This is a genomic window from Clostridium sp. 'deep sea' (assembly GCF_014931565.1).
GTDB lineage: Bacteria > Bacillota > UBA994 > PWPR01 > PWPR01.
On record NZ_CP063353.1, the window covers coordinates 441,854 to 457,641 of the forward strand.

Below are 15,788 nucleotides of genomic sequence, written 5' to 3' on the forward strand. Positions count from 1 at the left end.
GAAGAATGAAGTTTCAGTATATAGGCAGGATATAATACAAGAATATCGAAATTAATTAATACTTGAAATTTAGGGGGAAAATTATGAGATCTATAGCAGTTGACCCAAACTCTAGGGAAAATTTTATGTTGGCTTATCGATTAATTAATATTTTAGTGAAGAAATACCACTTTAGCAATAGACTTCATGTTTTAGGATATATAAATAAAACGAAAGGTTATTATACTGTATACTTAACACAAGATCCAGCTAGTCCATTAAGTTCAGCATTTGGCTACTTTAATATCTCATTAGGTAATTTTAGGTCTGTAAGTGATTCAGAAGTATATTATTATTTTAATGATTACAAGGATGGAAAAACAGAGGAAGAAATTACAGAGAAAATAGAAACAATGATTGGCTTGCCAATGATTAATAAAGATATTGAAATAACTGAAAGTAATACACCTGCTATATATACTATATGTGTTAATGTATTAGCTTCTGTGGTGCAGAAAATAGCTAATTATGATATGGGCTTTGCTATCGAAAATGAAATATGCCCGTATAGAGGTCCCTATAGTAGGACACCAGATAATAATTTATGGCATGAATTACTTCAAGCTATTGAAAAACATGGACATAGTATTAAAGAAAGATGTACTTATGATTATTTTGTAATTGGCACTGGAGTTCCATCAGGTCCTGTTTATAAAGCATGGGGATTTATTGCAAACGATGGAAAGGTATATAGTAAAGATAAAGAGCCTTTAGATATAGTTGAGCGTTATAACTCGGGAATAAGTTTAGCAATTATAGCTGATGAAATTATGGATCATCTTGGTAAGAAAATAGGTTAAATAAACGCTTAATAGTTAATAATAAAAAACAAGCCTGACGAAAAAAAAACGTCAGGTTTTGTGTCTTTTGTGATAGAATTATCAATAGTTGTCAAGATTGATTTATAAGTAAAGATTATAACTTGTTTAAAGATAGTTAGGAGAAAAAGCTAATGGTTGTAGTAATGAATGTTGATGCAAAAGATATAGATATGCAAGAGGTGAGCAAAAAGCTTAGTAAAGCAAGTCTGCCATTTCATACTACAAAAAGTGGTAATAGAATGTTATTTACAATAGCAGCTGAGCCTCAAATTATTAATTCTCTTTGTTTAGAAACCTGTAAAGGGGTAGCTCAGGTTGTAGATGCTTGGACACCTTTATCTTTAGTAGGAAAAACAATAAATAAAAAAAGAACTATTGTTAATGTAAACGGTGTAAGAATTGGGGCAGGCAACTTAACAATTATGGCAGGGCCCTGCGCTGTTGAAAATAGTGATCAAATACTAAATACTGCTTATAAAGTTAAACAAGCTGGTGCCCATATTTTAAGAGGTGGTGCTTTTAAACCTAGAACTTCCCCTTATAGTTTTCAGGGTTTGGGAGAAGATGGCTTACGGCTTTTGAGAAGAGCTAAAGAAAAAACTGGGTTGCCAATTGTGACTGAGGTTGTGGCAATTAATCACATTGATTTAGTCTGTGAGTATGCAGATATGTTACAAATTGGCTCACGAAATATGCATAACTATGCTTTGTTACAAGCGGTAGGAGAGCAAACGGATATTCCTATTTTACTCAAAAGAGGCATGAGCTCAACCATAGATGAATGGTTAAGTGCAGCTGAATACATAGTATCTCGTGGCAACAATAATGTTGTTCTGTGCGAAAGAGGAATAAGAACTTTCTCTAAGAGCACTAGGAATACTTTAGATTTATCTGCTGTACCTATTGTAAAAGCACGAACTCATTTGCCGATAATTGTGGACCCGAGCCATGCCACTGGCCACTGGAGGCTTGTTGAACCAATGGCATTAGCTGCAATTGCTGCTGGCGCAGATGGAATTATGGTTGAGGTACACCCTAAGCCTGAAATGGCGTTGTCTGACGGAGACCAGTCTTTAACTTTAGATAATTTTGAGTCACTGGTGAAGAAGGCAGAGTATTTACACAATGCTTATTCGAGGATAATGTAATGATACAAGTAAGTTGGGATTATAGTAAATGTGTTGCGTGTGGAAAATGTTTAAAAGCATGTTTTCAGTATAATAGTAATGTATTATGCCACTTTAATACAAAGCTTAATAATTTAAACGAGTTATATGAATGGGTTTGTGAAATGCAAGGCAAACAGTATAATTGTGACATGCCTTGTAAACAAATATGTTTAAATAATGCTATTTTATAGTATAAATTAAATATTTAAAAAATAAGCTTAAACTTCCTGTTTGTTGCATATATATTTTAAAAATATATGTAAATATAGGAGGTATTTAAATGAGTAATTCCCAACAGCCCTCAAATATCCTAAAAATACTCGATAATTATGACATTGTTATTTATGATGTGGAAAATGTAAATCCTAATAAAAAGCTTTTGGTACTAGAAAGTAACAAAGGCAAGGTTTTAATGCAAAAATATAAGGGTACGAGTAAACAGCTTTGGTTAGCTTATAATGTATTTAAAACGTTAAAAGGTAATGATGTGCTTAAAATAAGTGACTGGTTTACAACATCGGATGGAGCTCCTTTTTTAGAGTCTGATGGTAGTTTTTATTATCTAACAAAGTACAATGATACAAAGCTAACTACCGAAATTTCCTTAGTTGATCATATGGCATTTTTGGGAAAATGGCATTACTTAAGTAGAGAAATAGTATATGCAAAAGACTTTGCAGATAGCCTAACCACACCTGAAAATATAGCAAATCAATTAAAAGCAATCTCAGTTAAGAAAAATGTTGAATCCTTAAAATCGACAATCATTGATAATTTAAATCAATTAAACTTATATGATTACCCTGAGAAAAAACTTACAATTACTTTACCAAAGTTTAATATTAATCGAATAGTCAAAGAAGAAGAACAGTGTGTGTTCCAACCTTGGCAACAAATATTTATTTGGAACTGGCAGATAACTGATATTGCAAATTTATTATGTTTCTTTAAGTACGATAAAACTGAAAACATCAAAGAAGCATTGAATAAGTATAATCATCTAAATCCTTTGAGTGAGGCTGAATGGAGAGCATTACCTACCTTATTGTTATGGAATTTATGTACCGAAGTAAACTATGATTTAGTGTGTGATAGCTATTTTGATGTATATAATACATTATGTAATATTGTAATTGAAAGAGGTATTAATATTAACGATAGAATAATATTACCTCTCAATGAGGAAGAAGTAAGCGTAAAAGAAGAAGATGAGCTATTAAAATACCCTGATATTAATGAAAATGTTAACATTGTTGTAGTTAAACCTATAGAGGAAAACATAGAAAATGAAAAGATTATCCAGTTTTCTAAGGTCAAAGCCCATGATGAAGTACAATCTGAGCATTTACCACCAGAGTCTCAAATAGTTGAACCACCAGTAGCAGAGAGTATAGAAAAACCTAAAATTGAGCTAGAGCATAATAATACTACTCCGGAAGAACAACAAGAGTTAGTTTTAGCTAAAAATGAAGATAATCAAAATAAGCAAGAAAAAACAGAACTAGAGCAGCTTACATGGAAGGCTTTTCCTCAACCCCTTAATAAACAATAAATATATTAACTCACAAAATACTATAAAACGAGTAGCTGTATAAACTGCTTGTTTTATAGTATTTTTAATATGGTTATTAGACTACAGAAATAATTTAACTCTTTAGCAGGAGTTTTAAAATTAAAATAGAATACTCTATAGATTAATGTTGAGGAGGAGAATGAAATGAAATATGCAATTACTGGCGGTAAAGTTTATACAGTAACTAATGGCGTTATTGAAAACGGCACTGTTTTAGTGGAAAATGGAAAAATCGTAGCAGTAGGTTCAAATATTGAAGTTCCAAGTGATGCCAAAGTTATAGATGCAACTAACAAATGGGTTACACCTGGTTTAATTGATGCTCACAGTCATATTGGTTTGTGGGGTGAACCAAACGTACCTATGGTAATGGATTTTAACGAAATTACTAATCCTATTACAGCTGAAGTAAGAGGAATGGATTCAATAAATCCTCAAGACCCTGCTATTAAATTAGTTCGAGAGCATGGTGTTACATCAGTGTATACCGGTCCTGGCTCAGCTAATATTATTGGTGGTACTGGTGTTGCAATTAAATTAAGGGGTACTACTGTAGAAGAAATGATTTACCCAGGTACAGAAGGTATGAAAATGGCATTAGGAGAAAACCCAAAACGTTGTTATGGTACAAATAAAAAATCTCCTATGACACGTATGGGTAATGCTGCTGTTTTACGTAAAGCTTTAGTTAAAGCCCAAAACTATTTAAATAAAATTGAGCAAGCTAAAAAAGATGGTAAGCCAGCTCCAGATAGAGACCTTCAATTAGAGATGATAGGTAAAGTACTAAGTGGTGAGTATCGAGCAAGAATTCATGCCCATAGAGCCGATGATATTATTACAGCAATTAGAGTTTCTGAAGAGTTTGGATTAAAATACTCTATTGAGCATTGCACTGAAGGATATAGAATAACTGATGTTTTAGCTGACAAAAATGTTACAGCTATTGTAGGTCCATTATTAATGGGTCCTAGCAAACAAGAGTTATGGGATGTACGTATGACTACTCCTGCTGTATTAGTTGAAGCTGGTGTAAATGTTTGTTTAAATGCAGACGTAGCTGGTGGAACACGCTGGTTACCTGTTCATGTTGGTTTAGCAATGAGAGCTGGATTAACAGAAGAAGATGCATTTAAATCAGTAACAATAAACCCAGCAGAATTCTTGGGTATTAACGATAAAGTTGGTAGCCTAGAAGAAGGCAAAGATGCCGATATCGTTGTATGGGACGGACATCCATTCTGTAACTTTACAGCTGTTGAAGTAACCATGATTGATGGAAACATAATATACCAAAAATAATAAATCTATCTAATAGACGTCCTTTGGGCGTCTATTTATTAAATAACCTGAAAAGAACAATATTCGTGGCTCACCAGAATTAAGTTGAGATTAAGGAACAGCATAAAACACCCAAAATACAAGTGGCATGTATTTTGGGTGTTTTTTAGCGTATGACGCATATATCGATGTAATTATAGAAGCCTCCAGGGAACGAAATCTCTACTTACATACTGCAAACAGCATGTAGAATTTCACTCTTTAAGCCCGGAAACTGGCGCAACCAAGCACATCTTTCTTGCATTAAACGATCGTTTAAGATATGGTATTGTTCATCTGTAAAGTATTTTTTAGGATTATAACCTGCTAAATCAACATTTTTAGCGGACACAGCAACTTCATACCCCCAATAAGGGTCTTTTTCCCATTTTATGGTACCACAGGCTATTTCCTTCATTAAACCAGTTGAAACAGCTACATTTATTTTTTTGCCTTCAGTTCCATAAATATAAGAGGTACCAACTCTTCCTGTATTTAATAAATAACACTCTATATCAGGATTATTTCTTAAAATTTCTAGTACTCTGTTACCTTCATCTGATTCTAAACCAACTATAAATGGATTGGTGCCTACACAGCGTTTACTTTGGCCACGTTTTGTGGGATCACCAGCACCAGTCTCTACGGATTCACCTAACATAAAAAAGGCAGCTGCTTGTTCAGCGTTTAATTTAGCTAAAGCTGGCATTACATCATTTCTACGAGTAATAAATATTATTTTATTAGCCTTTTCAATGTCTATTTTATCTTTAATACCCGGAATGTCTTTTCTCATTAGTACACCACGCCCATTACTAGTTAATGAGTCGTCGTCAAAATCAACTTCACCGGTTTCTTCGTTTACAACTATATTTTCAAAGGATGCATCTGGTGATTTTGCTGCTTCAAATAAGATCTTTTGATTTTCATCTAAACCATCGGTTTTTATAAAGAAACCTGCTTCTGTTCCATAACAATATCCATTAGGCATCATTAGTATTACGTCATCTTGTCTAATGATAGATTCTTCTTCGCCAGTTAAGCCATGGTCTGATAAAGTTAATGTTGTTTTACCTGTTCCAGATAAACCAAACATAATAAAGCCATGCTGTTCAATTTCACCCTGATCGTTTTTAACTTTAAGTACTTTTGAACCAGCATGAAGTCCTAAGCCACCCCATTCTTTTGCACAAAACATTGCTTGTCTTAAAAAGGATTTTTTGGCTTCTCCAAAATAATCTGTACCTGTTATATAGGTAATTTTAGAGTCTACATCAGCAAATATTTGTCTGTTTTGGGTGTTTAATTCAGGAGCAAAAACCGTTATTAAATCTATCTCTGAATCTTGAAGTTTTTCCTGATTAGGGGTAGGGGGGTAATACATATTTACTAACATCATAGCTATACGAGCATATTTTTTGGTAATGTACATACGCATGGTCATTTTACGATCAGAATTTCCTAAAACTCGGTCTATTTGAATAACATCTCTTTTAGCTAAATAGGTATGCACTTGATTAATAAGCTTTAAGCTGTCTTGTTTTGTCCATGCCTGCTGAAAGACCCCTGTAGTAGTTTTATCCGATACAATGTAGGTATTCTTGGCACTTCTCGATCTTATTTGGGTTACATATACTGGGCTATTATGCCTTGTAAGTTGTTCATCACTTTTAGCCCAATCTCTTAAGGTTTCACGACTCGGATTAACATATAACCTACGTGAAGGTATAGGCGTTCGATTAAATTTACCAGCAGAATCAGCATTGCGCACTGATGTGTTTATCATACTCAGAATTCCTCCGAAATAAGTTAAATTAAATTTTCAAAACTTTCAGTTTGTATTTTAACATAATACAACATGAGATACAACGAAATAGAGTACACTAATATAATAAATAGTATACGCTAATAGCATTTAAATGCTACATATATACTATAATAATACAAATGGTGTAAAATGATGGATTGCATATATAAAAATAGGCTGTCGATCATAATTTATCTTATAATATAAGCAATCAGTGTTAATAATAATAAGAGGTGATATTAATGGAAAACAATAAGTTTAATGTAGTAAAGCGAGATTTATTAAAATATGAAATAGCGGCCGAATTAGGCCTTTTAGATAAATTGGTGAGGCATGGATGGGGTGGACTCAGTGCTCAAGAAACAGGTAAAATCGGCGGAATTTTAGCCCGCCGATTAAGTGATGGCTGTTCTATCTCACTAGAAAATAAACTACTAGAGAAACAACAAACGTTAGAGGAATAACAATAATATATTCCTTATAAAGTTCGGATATTTTAACCTTAAAATATTCTAAAGTTAATACTTGACATAAATGCAATGGAGAGATTAAATAACCTATAAATGCAGAACAGTACATTAACATAACTAACGGAATAGGATTAGGGCTCAAAGCCAATGCAGGCAAAAGAAGTGGTAGAGTAATACCTATTGCCGAGGTAGCTGAGGCACTTAAAAATCCTGTAAGCCAAGGCAATGTAATAAAAATAACAAACAATGGAATTCCGGTATCTAAAAAATGTATAACTAGATCATTTAGTACAGTAAGTTTGCCCACCATTGCTTTAAAAATCATTATTCCTATACCACTTAGAATGATTGAAGGAGATATTCCTTTAAGTATTGTTTGGGTAATACTTTTTTCTGTTTTATCTCCTATTACTAAGGCTATAAGGATTCCAAGACATAAAGCAATAGGAAAAGCCATTTGTGTCAATAATTTAGCTGCTCCAGCTGATAGTCCTAGAGTGACAAAGTTTACTTGCTCTAGAATTAAAGCCAAAGATAAACTAACCCAAAGCGGAGAACTAGAAATGATTAATTGCCTTATATCTGCTTTACTAGCTTTTTCTTTTGTTAACTTATCTTTAATATTGTCTTTAATTTTAGCAGGATGTATCCATAATAAATAGCCCGAGACAATCATTGCTAAAGTTAATGGCCATTGTAGTTTAATAATATCAAATTTATTAATGGAAGCTGTTTCTGCCATTAATATAAAGGTAGGCATTAAAGGATAAATAAAATACCAGCCATGTCTAAAAATGAGATTTATAGCAGCTTTCTTAGACTTTGAAAGATTTAAATCTTCTCCAATTTCATCTACTAAAGGTGCAGCCATTACAGCTCCTCCTGTAACTAAGAGAGTCCCCATTATTGAAGGTATAACAGATATAGTTAATTTAGGACTTTTTAGAAGTTTATTAAGACTTGAAACTAACCTATTTAACACATTAAGTTTTTGCATTGTAGATCCCAAAACACCTATCAGTGCTAGTACAACCACTAACCTAATAGTTACAGGGTCAATTATGGCACTAAAAAAGGTTTTACTAATACCCAAAAATCCAAGACCCGAAAAAATTCCCACAATTATACTGCCAACAATTAAAGCATATCCTAAAGATACTTTTTTATTTACTAGAATAATGATTAAACTAAAGGCAAGCAGTATACCAATGATTTGAGTCATATTAACAACACCTCATTTCTATGTCTCAATATATTGTATACTGTACTTAAGTAATTTGCTAGTCCTAAATTTAGTTTAGCGAAATAAATTTAAGCCTAACATGTTTATTAATATAAACTGACAGTAAAATACTAGTTATAATTAGTTAATGCAGTTATAAATACACATAATATATATATTTTTAGCTACATTTATTATTGTTTATTTGGGTTGGTATACCAAACATGTATTTAATAAAAAATTTACAGTTATTCTACCTGAATAAATCTTAACAGATTGAATATTTAGTTGATTATCAGTTGATATAATTTTTTTTATTTTAGGAATGTTGTCGGGGAGCTTAATTTTTTGAGTTAATGTGAATTTTCTATAAATTGCAGGAAAACTTGTATCTTTTTTTCTCCATTTAATAGTTGAGCTAGTATTTAAAGTAGCAGGTTTTGTATATGGTCCAAGTAAAAGCCTTATTTGAACTACATTGTTTACTCTTGTAGGTGTTTTTATTTGAGTTTTTATTTCGTTAAAATCCACTTTAATATCGCCCTTTAGGTTTGGCTTAAGCCCATCATAAACATATGTTCGAGCAAAATTGTATTGCTCTTTGTAAACAAAAGATTGAGTATTTATTGTAATTGGCATTAAAAAACCTCCAAAACAAAAAGTGATTTTTATTTTGTATTATACTTATGCTTAAAACATAAGTTTTATTTATTAAATATACCAAAAGTAAAGCAAAAAACGGTTAATGCAGTTTGCATTAACCGTTTTTTATTTTAATAATATGCTTTAGGCAATCCCATAACATTATCAATTGGCACAGCAAACATTATTCCAACACCAGGTTGAGAGAGGTCTCCAATAACCTCAGCAACGCCCTTAAAAGCAGGCTCTACTAAATCGTCACTAACAACAGATATAATAGTTTTATTATATGGTCTACCACCATCAATAACCTTACGCAAAGAATGCATAATAGCAAAGTTAGAAACATTGTGTTCTGCAATAGTTCTACCAACACCTGTGCTGTCTAAAACAGTTGCACCTTTAACTCCAATATCATGAAACTTGTGCAAAATGTCTTCTAGATAAGTTGTTTTATTTAGAATCAATACTAATAGTTTCATAGGTGAATCCTCCTATTCTATTCTATAATAAGGATTTTTTTACTCACGTTTACCCATTTCACCTGCATTGTGTAATGCGAACTTAGCACTAAAAGGACCAATGATTTCAAAAAATACTACGCCACCTAAAATAATTGTCATTAATTTAGGACCAATACTGGGTAAAGAACTGTTAACTATAGAGCTAAGTCCAATAGCAACACCTGCTTGAGGTAATAACCCTAAGCCAAGATAACTACTTACAACACGTGGTGATGAAGTAAGCTTAGCACCTATAGCAGAACCAATGATTTTTCCAAGTGATCTTGCCACAACATAGGCAACACCTAACAGACCTACATGTGCTAATTCGTTTAAGTGCAAGGTTGCACCTGCTATTGTAAAGAAAATTAAGAAAATAGGAGGACAAAATCTTTCTCCCAAGTGAAAAATTCTCTTTCGGTCACCCAATAGATTGGCTACCATAGCCCCAACCATCATACAGGTTAATAATGGTGATAAGCTAAATTTCATAGCAACCCCAGCAGCCACAATAACAGTGCCAAGCAAAGCAATTAATGTTTCATCATCACTCTTAAAGTGTTTATGGCTTAAACAGAAAATAATACCAGCAACACAGCCTAAAAGTAATGATACAGATATTTCATATAGTGGTGTAGAAATCATATTAAGTAATGACAATGACTCTCCACTAATTGCAGTTTTAGAAAGTGAAAACGAAATTCCAAAAAGTATAATACAAATAGCATCATCTAAAGCAACCACAGTCAGCAAAGTTTTTACTAACGGTCCATCAGCTCTATATTGATTTATTACCATTATAGTAGCAGCAGGAGCAGTTGCACAAGATATAGCTGCTATCATTAAACTAAAAGCAAAAGACATTTTGAATAAGTAAAATGTGGCAATAAAAACAAAAATAAATGCTACACCAGCTTCAAATATACTTATTATAAATACCTTTTTCCCTAGCTTTTTTATATTTTTTAAGTTAAATACAGCACCAATATCAAATGCAATTAAAGCTAAAGCCAAATTACTGAACCAACCCATACTATTCAATGTATCGGTTGTTACTACATTTAATACTGCTGGACCAACTATTATGCCGCTTAATAGATACCCCGTGACAGAAGGAGCCTTTAACAATCTCGCTAGTTTTCCTCCAATCATTCCAGATACTATCAGTATCCCAATATATAACATAATAAATCCTTCTCTCATGTAAAGTTATAACAGCCAAAATGCATGTTAACATACTGAACTAAAAAATCAAGCTTTTTTTATAATATTCCAATATTTTTTTATAACTTACATCTATGTTGAAGGAATTTTAAATTCATTGACGAAAATACTAACAGTAACAGGATATAACAAGGAGGAAATCGTATGAAAAAGGCTATAGCAATCATTACCATGATTATGCTTGTTGCTGTAATGGCAGGTTGTAATCAAGAGGCTGGTCCAAAACCAGGCGAACTTGATGGAAAGGTATATATGGTAACTGATACCGGCGGAATCAATGATAAGTCTTTTAACCAAAGTGCATGGGAAGGTTTATCAACATTAAAGGATAAGTATACAAACTATGAGTTTGACTACATACTATCTAATTCAGAAACAGATTATACTACTAATCTTCGTTTAGCAGTAGATAAAGGTAGTACATTAACATGGGCAGTTGGTTTTAAACTAGCTGACCAAATGAGTGAAGTAGCAGAGGCTTTGCCAGACCAAAAATTTGGTATTGTTGATGTGCATTGGTTAGATCATCCAAACTTAGTTCAAGTAACATTTGCTGAACATGAGGGTTCTTTCCTAGTAGGTTTAGTAGCTGGTATGACAACAAAGTCTAATAAAATTGGTTTTGTTGGTGGAGAAACCAGTGCCTTAATTAAGAAGTTTGAGTATGGTTTTAGAGCTGGTGTAAAAGTAGCTAACCCAGATGCTGAAATAACCTCTTCTTATACAGAGACTTTTGGCGAACCAGATAAAGGTAAAGCTTTAGCAGATACAATGTTTGAACAAGGTGTAGACGTTATTTACCATGCCTCTGGTGGATGTGGTGTTGGTGTATTCGAGGCTGCTAAAGAGCGTGGTACTGGTCCTGAAGGATATTGGACAATTGGTGTGGACCGTGACCAATATGCAGAAGCTCCTGATAACATGCTAACATCTATGATGAAAAACGTAGGTACAGCTATGGCTAAGGTAACTGAGTCTTTTGTTAAAGATGGTGAGTTTAAAGGCGGAGAAACAGTTGAACTAAATCTTGCTGACGGTGGCGTTGATATTGCTCCAACAAGCAAAGATACAATTCCAGAAGAAAATCGTGAAGCTATTTTAGCAAAAGTTGAAGAGTACAAACAAAAGATAATTAATAAAGAAATTACAGTTCCAAAAAGCGAAGAAGAATTTACTAATTGGTCTGAATAATCATTTGTTAATATAAAATTCTTTATAAAATAACGTAAAAACCGGACGAAAGTCTGGTTTTTACGTTATTTGCTGTTATAATTATAATTATGTTAAGTTGAATTAGTGTGAGGTGGAAATATGGCTTTAGCAATTGAAATGCGAAATATTACAAAGCGTTTCCCTGGCGTAATAGCTAATAAAGATGTAAATCTAAAAATAAAAGCTGGTGAAATACATGCTTTATTGGGTGAGAATGGTGCTGGAAAATCAACATTAATGAACGTTTTGTATGGCTTATATGAGCCAGAAGAAGGAGAAATTTTAGTTGATGGAAAAATAGTGCGTATTAAAGATCCCAAAACAGCAATTAACCATGGTATTGGTATGGTTCATCAACATTTTATGTTAGTAAAACCCTTTACAGTTATAGAAAATATTATGCTTGGAGCTGAAATTGCTAACAATGGAGTTCTTGATTTTAAAAAAGCACGTGCGGAGATTTTAAAAATAAGCAAAAAATATGGCTTAGAGGTTAAGCCTGATGCTAAAGTAGAAGAAATTTCTGTAGGTATGCAACAGAGAGTAGAAATACTCAAGGCTTTGTATAGAGGTGCAGATGTACTTATTCTTGATGAACCAACAGCAGTCTTAACTCCAAATGAGATTCAAGATTTAATTAAGATAATGCGCTCTCTTACTAAACAAGGAAAATCAATTGTATTTATTACCCATAAGCTCAAAGAGATAAAAGAGGCTTGTGACAAAGTAACTGTAATTAGAAGAGGACAAGTTATCGGAACCTTAAATACTGCTGATGCAACTATAGATGTTTTGGCTGAAATGATGGTTGGCAGAAAAGTTATCTTAAAAGTAGAAAAAAATGAGTCAAAAATCGGTGAAAATTATCTTGAAATAAAAGATTTAAATGTTAAAGATAGTCGTAACTTACCAGCCGTGAAGGGAGTTAGCTTTACGGTTAGAGCTGGAGAGATAGTTGGCATAGCTGGTGTTGATGGTAATGGTCAAACTGAGCTTATAGAAGCACTTACAGGGCTTTCTAAAGTTGAGAGTGGTAGTATTAAATTGAAGGGTAATGAAATATCAAAAATGACCATTCGTAAACGTTACGAGCAGGGGTTAGCCCATATTCCCGAAGATCGCCATAAACATGGCTTAGTGTTAGACTTTAATTTAGCTGAGAATATGGTTTTACAAAACTTTTATCAAAAACCTTTTTCGCGAGGTGAAATACTCAATTATAATGAAATCAATGAATACGCTGAACGATTAATTAAAGAGTACGATATAAGAACTCCAAGTATTAGTGTAGAAGCTAAAAAATTATCTGGAGGTAATCAGCAAAAGGTTATAATTGCTCGTGAAATTGAAAGAAATCCACATGTTATTATTGCTGCACAGCCTACCCGTGGCTTAGATGTTGGTGCAATAGAATTTGTTCATAGAAGATTAGTAGAACAAAGAGATGCTGGAGATGCAGTATTACTAATATCACTAGAATTAGATGAAGTATTATCACTAAGCGATAGAATTTTAGTAATGTATGAAGGTAATATTGTAGGTGAGTTAACTGCTGAAGAAGCTAACGAGCAAAAAGTTGGGGTTTTGATGGCAGGAGGAAAAGTTTCTAGTAAGGTGGTAGTATCAAATGAAGAAAACTAAAGTAAAGGAATTTTTGCAAGATTCTTGGCTAGCTCTTAGGCTACCAATAGCAGCAATAGTGCTTGGTTTACTAGTGGGTGCTGCAATAATGATATTTGTTGGTATTCAAGATGGTTTAAGTTTATCACAAGTACTACTACTACCTATAAGAGGTTATGGGGCTTTATTTAACAGTACATTTGGAAGCTTGTATGGCTTTGGTGAGGCCTTAGTTTATGTTGTACCGCTTATCTTAACAGGGTTATCAGTGGCTTTTGCTTTTAGATGTGGTTTGTTTAACATAGGAGCGGAAGGTCAAATGTTAGTTGGCTTATTTGCAGCTGCTTATGTTGGTTTTACATTTAATAATATCCCCGTTATTTTACAAATGTTTTTAGCAATTTTAGCAGGTGCAATAGCTGGAGGGCTATGGGGTGCTTTGGTAGGGTGGCTGAGAGCAAAACGTGGACTGCATGTAGTTATCACATCAATAATGTTTAACTATATTGCATTTCACCTATATAACTATTTTGTAGGAAGCACTAATTGGTTTAAGGATGAGTATGCTCAAGGATCAAGGGCCATTAATCCGGCAATTAAGCTACCTAAAATATCTCTATTTGCACCGTCTAGGGCTAACTGGGGTATTTTAATAGCTATCATAGCTGCTGTGGTTGTTTATATAATATTATGGAAAACAAAAACTGGTTTTGAGGTGCGAGCTGTAGGAAAATCTCAAGAGGCCGCCCGTTATGCTGGTATTAGTGTCTCAAAGAATTTTGTAATAGCCATGTTAATTAGTGGTGTTTTATCTGGTTTGGCGGGGGTAACTCATTTATTAGGCACACAAGCTCGTGCAACCTCACTTAGTATGAATATTGGTTTTGGTATAGATGGAATTGCTGTTGCCTTAATAGGGCAAAATCATCCTTTAGGTGTTGTATTGGCTGCTTTTTTAATGGCAATTTTAAAGCGAGGAGCACCACTTATGCAAACCTATGGCATTTCAAAAGAGGTAATAGCTATTGTTCAGGCTGCAATTATATTCTTTGTGGCAGCTGATAAAATGGTTAAATGGATTTATGAAAGACGAGATAAAAAAGTGAAGGGAGTTGCAAACAATGAATAAAGCTGCTTGGATTTCACTTTTTTACATCACCTTAAGAATGACAGCTCCTTTACTGTTAACAGCTTTAGGTGCTATATTCTCGGAGCGATCTGGAGTAATTAATATTGCTTTAGAAGGAATTATGACTATGGGTGCTTTTTTCGCACTAGTAGTAACCTATGCAACTCATAATCCATTATTAGGGGTTTTGGCTGCTATTTTATCTGGTGCAGTTATTGCGGCTTTACATGCCTTGGTTTCAATAAAATATAAAGCAAATCAGGCTGTAAGTGGTGTAGCCATTAACATATTAGCAGCTGGATTAACAGCTTTTTTATTGAATATATTTTATGGACATGGTGGACAATCTCCTTCAATTGATTTAGCATGGCAATTACCTAGGTGGTTTGTTGGCCTGCGCAAAATACCATTTATAGGGCCTATGATTGGAGGTCACTCTCCTATAACCTATATTGCTTTTATAATGGTACCTGTAACGTGGTTTATACTCTATAAAACTTCATTAGGTTTAAGGCTAAGAGCTGTAGGTGAACACCCACGTGCGGCAGATACTTTAGGTGTTAATGTATATAAAATGAGATATTTCGGTGTTATTATGAGTGGAGTATTAGGTGGTTTGGCTGGAGCGATATTTACAATTGGTGAAGGTACATCATTTTTAGAAGGTATGATAGCAGGTAGAGGCTTTATTGCTTTAGCCGCCATGATATTTGGTAATTGGATGCCTTTTAGAACTATGTTAGCATGTTTATTATTTGGCTTTACAACCTCATTACAGTTGGTTGCACAGGCCACCGGAATTACCTCAGTGTCACCTAAAATCTTAGCTTCATTGCCTTATTTTTTAACTATACTAGCTTTAGCAGGATTTGTTGGTAAAACAGTTGATCCAGCAGCAAGTGGTAAGCCATACGAAAAAGAAGGAAAATAGGCAATAAAAATATTCAATTGCTCAATAATAGATTATAAGGAGAACCTTGTGTTCTCCTATTATTTTTAGTAAAAAGTTTAAATTTAAACATGTTATAGTATGTGTT

At 33.5% G+C, this 15,788-nt stretch carries 15 protein-coding genes; 10 read left to right on the top strand and 5 right to left on the bottom strand.

Annotation, left to right across the window (positions count from 1 at the left end):
- Positions 1-83: 83 nt before the first annotated feature.
- The 5 genes from IMX26_RS02100 (at position 84) to IMX26_RS02120 (ending at position 4,904) form a co-directional block, all read left to right on the top strand.
- On the top strand, positions 84-839 hold the full coding sequence (locus tag IMX26_RS02100; protein ID WP_195160056.1) for a hypothetical protein: 756 nt from the start codon (positions 84-86) through the stop codon (positions 837-839).
- A 152-nt stretch (positions 840-991) separates the two neighbouring features.
- Positions 992-2,008 carry a 3-deoxy-7-phosphoheptulonate synthase gene (gene aroF, locus IMX26_RS02105; RefSeq protein ID WP_195160057.1) on the top strand — a complete coding sequence of 339 codons (1,017 nt, stop codon included), beginning with the start codon at positions 992-994 and terminating at the stop codon, positions 2,006-2,008.
- Positions 2,008-2,220 (top strand): 4Fe-4S binding protein, encoded by a 213-nt coding sequence (locus IMX26_RS02110; RefSeq protein ID WP_195160058.1) that lies wholly within the window; start codon positions 2,008-2,010, stop codon positions 2,218-2,220. The genes aroF and IMX26_RS02110 overlap by 1 nt, the downstream gene beginning before the upstream one ends.
- Positions 2,221-2,309: 89 nt before the next feature.
- On the top strand, positions 2,310-3,581 hold the full coding sequence (locus IMX26_RS02115) for a hypothetical protein (RefSeq protein WP_195160059.1): 1,272 nt from the start codon (positions 2,310-2,312) through the stop codon (positions 3,579-3,581).
- Between the two features lie 165 nt (positions 3,582-3,746).
- Complete coding sequence (locus tag IMX26_RS02120) at positions 3,747-4,904, top strand: amidohydrolase (RefSeq protein WP_195160060.1); 1,158 nt, start codon at positions 3,747-3,749, stop codon at positions 4,902-4,904.
- Between the two features lie 205 nt (positions 4,905-5,109).
- Here the strand turns inward: IMX26_RS02120 and IMX26_RS02125 are convergent, their stop codons facing one another.
- Positions 5,110-6,708, bottom strand: coding sequence for a phosphoenolpyruvate carboxykinase (ATP) (locus tag IMX26_RS02125; protein ID WP_195160061.1), 1,599 nt, complete (start codon positions 6,706-6,708; stop codon positions 5,110-5,112).
- A gap of 263 nt (positions 6,709-6,971) precedes the next feature.
- Here IMX26_RS02125 and IMX26_RS02130 point away from each other — a divergent pair, with 263 nt between their 5' ends.
- Entirely contained in the window at positions 6,972-7,193 is a 222-nt protein-coding gene (locus IMX26_RS02130; RefSeq protein WP_195160062.1) for a small, acid-soluble spore protein, alpha/beta type, read from the top strand.
- Here IMX26_RS02130 and IMX26_RS02135 read toward each other — a convergent pair.
- The 4 genes from IMX26_RS02135 to IMX26_RS02150 form a co-directional block, all read right to left on the bottom strand.
- A complete protein-coding gene (locus IMX26_RS02135) occupies positions 7,141-8,421 on the bottom strand; it encodes a DUF401 family protein (RefSeq protein ID WP_195160063.1) in 1,281 nt (426 codons plus the stop codon). The genes IMX26_RS02130 and IMX26_RS02135 overlap by 53 nt on opposite strands.
- Positions 8,422-8,622: 201 nt before the next feature.
- Complete coding sequence (locus tag IMX26_RS02140; protein ID WP_195160064.1) at positions 8,623-9,060, bottom strand: hypothetical protein; 438 nt, start codon at positions 9,058-9,060, stop codon at positions 8,623-8,625.
- 134 nt (positions 9,061-9,194) lie between these two features.
- Complete coding sequence (locus tag IMX26_RS02145) at positions 9,195-9,545, bottom strand: P-II family nitrogen regulator (RefSeq protein ID WP_195160065.1); 351 nt, start codon at positions 9,543-9,545, stop codon at positions 9,195-9,197.
- 39 nt (positions 9,546-9,584) lie between these two features.
- Positions 9,585-10,769, bottom strand: a complete 1,185-nt coding sequence (locus IMX26_RS02150; RefSeq protein ID WP_207729307.1) for a cation:proton antiporter — start codon at positions 10,767-10,769, stop codon at positions 9,585-9,587.
- A gap of 165 nt (positions 10,770-10,934) precedes the next feature.
- On the opposite strand from IMX26_RS02150, the gene IMX26_RS02155 reads away from it, so the two are divergent.
- The 4 genes from IMX26_RS02155 to IMX26_RS02170 all read left to right on the top strand — a co-directional run bounded on the left by IMX26_RS02155 (position 10,935) and on the right by IMX26_RS02170 (position 15,682).
- Entirely contained in the window at positions 10,935-11,981 is a 1,047-nt protein-coding gene (locus tag IMX26_RS02155) for a BMP family ABC transporter substrate-binding protein (RefSeq protein ID WP_195160067.1), read from the top strand.
- 120 nt (positions 11,982-12,101) lie between these two features.
- Complete coding sequence (locus IMX26_RS02160; RefSeq protein WP_195160068.1) at positions 12,102-13,643, top strand: ABC transporter ATP-binding protein; 1,542 nt, start codon at positions 12,102-12,104, stop codon at positions 13,641-13,643.
- Complete coding sequence (locus IMX26_RS02165; RefSeq protein WP_195160069.1) at positions 13,630-14,751, top strand: ABC transporter permease; 1,122 nt, start codon at positions 13,630-13,632, stop codon at positions 14,749-14,751. The genes IMX26_RS02160 and IMX26_RS02165 overlap by 14 nt, the downstream gene beginning before the upstream one ends.
- Positions 14,744-15,682, top strand: a complete 939-nt coding sequence (locus tag IMX26_RS02170) for an ABC transporter permease (protein ID WP_195160070.1) — start codon at positions 14,744-14,746, stop codon at positions 15,680-15,682. The genes IMX26_RS02165 and IMX26_RS02170 overlap by 8 nt, the downstream gene beginning before the upstream one ends.
- The last annotated feature ends 106 nt before the right edge of the window (positions 15,683-15,788 follow it).